Origin of the sequence: Microbacterium sp. B24 (assembly GCF_000333415.1) — a bacterium.
Lineage (GTDB): Bacteria > Actinomycetota > Actinomycetes > Actinomycetales > Microbacteriaceae > Microbacterium.
In genome coordinates, this window is record NZ_BADB01000438.1 from 1 (window position 1) to 3,345 (window position 3,345).

A 3,345-nucleotide genomic window follows, 5' to 3' on the forward strand; every position below is an offset into this window, starting at 1 on the left:
CGGGGGCGGACGAGCGGCGAGCGGCTTGATCTCGTTCTCGATCTNGTACTCGATCCAGGTCTCGATCAGCTCGGGCGTGAACACGCCACCGGCCAGGAGGAACTCGTGGTCTGCACGCAGCGCCTCCAGCGAGTCGAGCAGCGAGTTCGGAACCTGAGGGATGTTCTTGGCCTCCTCGGCGGGCAGCTCGTACAGGTCCTTGTCGACCGGCTCGTGCGGCTCGATGCGGTTCTTGATGCCGTCCAGGCCCGCCATCATCTGCGCGGCGAAGGCGAGGTACGGGTTGCCGGAGGCGTCGGGCGCGCGGAACTCGATGCGCTTGGCCTTCGGGTTGCTGCCCGTGATCGGGATGCGGATCGCGGCCGAGCGGTTACCGGCCGAGTAGACCAGGTTGACCGGAGCCTCGTAGCCCTTGACCAGACGCTTGTAGGAGTTCAGCGTCGGGTTGGTGAAGGCGAGGACAGCCGGCGCGTGCGCCAGCAGACCGCCGATGTACCAACGAGCGACGTCGGACAGGCCGCCGTAGCCCTTCTCGTCGTAGAAGAGGGGCTTGCCCTCGAGCCACAGCGACTGGTGGGTGTGCATGCCCGAACCGTTGTCTCCGAAGAGCGGCTTGGGCATGAAGGTCGCGACCTTGCCCCACTGCTCGGCGACGTTCTTGACGATGTACTTGAACTTCAGGATGTCGTCGGCCGCGTGCACCATCGTGTCGAAGCGGTAGTTGATCTCCTGCTGACCACCGGTGCCGACCTCGTGGTGCGCACGCTCGAGGATCAGGCCCGCGTCGATGAGGTGCAGGCTGATGTCATCGCGGAGGTCGGCCGTCTTGTCGACGGGGGAGACGGGGAAGTAGCCGCCCTTGTAGGCCGTCTTGTTGGCGAGGTTTCCGCCCTCCTCCGCGCGACCCGTGTTCCAGGCGCCCTCTTCGGAGTCGACGCTGTAGAAGCTGGCGTTCTGCTTCACCTCGTAGCGGACGTCGTCGAAGATGTAGAACTCGGCCTCGGGAGCGAAGAACGCGGTGTCGGCGATGCCGGTCGAGGCGAGGTACTTCTCGGCCTTCTTGGCGACCTGACGCGGGTCCTTGCTGTAGATCTCGCCGTTGCGCGGGTTGTAGATGTCGAAGAGCATGATGAGCGTCTTCGCCTCGCGGAACGGGTCGATGTAGGCGGTGGACACGTCGGGGATGAGCTGCATGTCCGACTCGTGGATGTTCGCGAAACCGCGGATCGACGAGCCGTCGAACAGCTGGCCGACCGTGAAGAACTCCTCGTCGACGGTCGAGGCCGGGATGTTGAAGTGCTGCTGCACACCAGGCAGATCCGTGAACCGGATGTCGAGGAACTTGACGTCCTCGTCCTTGATGAACTTCAGAACCTCGGATGAATCTTTGAACATGGAGTCTCCAAGATCGGGTGTGGAACACGCCTGAACGGGATCAGGCCCGCCTCGACGCTATCGATGACCGGTTGCCCGGCAGTATCCCCCGTGTTTCGGGGATGTTACAGCGACGCGGATAAGCTGACCCGGTGACGGCAGGTACCTCCGACAATACGGGACAACACGACAGCACCTATCCCGGCGAGCGGCTCGGGCTGCCACGGTCGGGCGCGGGGAGCATTGCGCGGATCGGTCGCCGCACGGGCGCTCTCGCCGTCGACCTGGCCACGGCGACACTGATCGCCTACGCGTTCTTCCCGACACTGGACGAGGTCACGGGGTTCCGATACGCCAATCCGGTCGCGTCGAACCTGATCTTCCTCGCCGTCCAGGTACTGTTCATCCCGACGCTGGGAGCAAGCCCGGGGCATCGGCTGTTCGGCATGCGGATCGTCCGTGTCGACGGAGGCTGGAGCGGCGTCTGGCGTCCGCTGGTGCGCACCCTCCTGCTCGCCCTGATCATCCCCGCCGTGATCTGGGACGGCGATCACCGCGGCCTTCACGACAAGATCGCGGGGACGGTCCTCGTTCGCGGCTGAGGCTCAGCGCGGGCGCGGCGCGCGCGCACGCATCGGGTCGATACCCTTCGGGATCGGCAGCGAGGTGACGGATTGCGATACCGAGTCCACGCGCTTGACGACGGCAGCCATCGTCGTGCGGTCGACCTTCTTGGGGAACGACTTGATGGTCGCCGAGAGCTTCGAGATGGGGACATCCCCCTCACCGTGACCGATGTAGAGCACGTTGATCGGGACCCCCGACGCCACGCGCTGGACCTTCATCTTCTCGTCGTTGACGAGTCGGGTCAGCCGCCCGCGCGCACCCTCACCCACGATGACGACACCGCCGCGGCCGATCACGCGGTAGACCGCGTCCTGCGTCTGGGGTTGACGCCCACGGGCATCTCGGAGGCGACCCAGCTGCGACCGAGCGAGGTCGACAGCACGTGCCCGGCGGCTCCCGGCATCCCGTCGAGCTTGATGTACATCGCGCGCGTCGACAGTCGCGTGAGCACGATCATGGCGCCCAACAGACCGAACAGAAGACCGGTGACACCCCACAGGATGACGCTCCAGACAGCCGCCGGCGGGATGAGGAATCCGACGAGGATGCCGATGCCGATTCCGACGACCGCGACAGCCACCAGCACCCACGGCAGCCACGAGAACTCGGCCTTCGTGAAGGTGTAGAGCGAGCGGATCTGAGAGAAGAAGCCGGGGCCCTTGTCGGGTGCGGAACTGCGGGATGCCATTCCCACAGCCTACCGTCGCGCCGACACGGCGCATGCGCATGCGGTGCGACGAGAGCTCCTCCCCATCGGCCCAGAGCGTCGGCGTCTACACAGTTGCCCCGTTCGTCGCCGAGCCCCGCCGACGAGCGGCGACACTCGCGATATGAGCTTCGATTCCGGTCTGCTCGCGCCCCCACCGCTGCTGCGGACGCTGGCGGCCGCCGACGCGCCCTTCCCCGGAGATCTCCGCGCGGGCACTCCACCGACGGTGTGGGTGCCCGTGCAGGATCTTCCGAGCGAGATCTGGCGCGTACGCGGCGGCGAGCATGTGCTGACCCCCGCTGATCTGGCGCGCACACCCGACGGCCACGCCGCGCTCCTGCCGCACTGCCCGCACCGACTGATCGCGCTCGTTGCCGGACGGGCGTGGGAGGCGGGAGCCATCGTCACGGCTGCCGTCAGTGTGCTGCGCGGCGCGGCAGAAGCCGAGCGGTGCGGATTCACCGTCGGCTCCTGGTGGGTGGACACCGAGGGGTGTCCACTTCTCGCTCCGACCGGAGCACCCTGGCAGGCCGATACGGTCGCACTTCTCAACGAACTCGCCGAGGCGGCCGCACCGGGTCTGCGGCACACCGTGCGGGAGGCCGCCGCACTGATCGGCGTGGGCCACAGACGCC

General features: G+C 66.7%; 4 protein-coding genes and 1 pseudogene. 2 read left to right on the forward strand and 3 right to left on the reverse strand.

What is annotated here, in order from left to right; all coding sequences use genetic code 11:
• Positions 1–1,395, reverse strand: a 1,395-nt coding sequence (gene glnA / locus I5I_RS13105) for a type I glutamate--ammonia ligase (protein ID WP_036320526.1), incomplete at its 3' end; no start/stop codon positions are given.
• A 131-nt stretch (positions 1,396–1,526) separates the two neighbouring features.
• Here glnA and I5I_RS13110 point away from each other — a divergent pair.
• Positions 1,527–1,976: an RDD family protein gene (locus I5I_RS13110; RefSeq protein WP_036320528.1), complete on the forward strand. Its 450-nt coding sequence runs from the start codon at positions 1,527–1,529 to the stop codon at positions 1,974–1,976.
• A gap of 3 nt (positions 1,977–1,979) precedes the next feature.
• Here I5I_RS13110 and I5I_RS17995 read toward each other — a convergent pair whose 3' ends face one another.
• Together I5I_RS17995 and I5I_RS18000 are read right to left on the reverse strand one after the other, a co-directional pair.
• Complete coding sequence (locus I5I_RS17995; RefSeq protein ID WP_374699919.1) at positions 1,980–2,297, reverse strand: DUF4191 family protein; 318 nt, start codon at positions 2,295–2,297, stop codon at positions 1,980–1,982.
• Positions 2,294–2,689, reverse strand: a complete 396-nt coding sequence (locus I5I_RS18000; RefSeq protein ID WP_374699920.1) for a DUF4191 family protein — start codon at positions 2,687–2,689, stop codon at positions 2,294–2,296. The genes I5I_RS17995 and I5I_RS18000 overlap by 4 nt, the downstream gene beginning before the upstream one ends.
• 142 nt (positions 2,690–2,831) lie before the next feature.
• Between I5I_RS18000 and I5I_RS13120 the strand changes: the two are divergent.
• Positions 2,832–3,345: pseudogene (locus tag I5I_RS13120) on the forward strand (hypothetical protein); the annotation flags it as partial.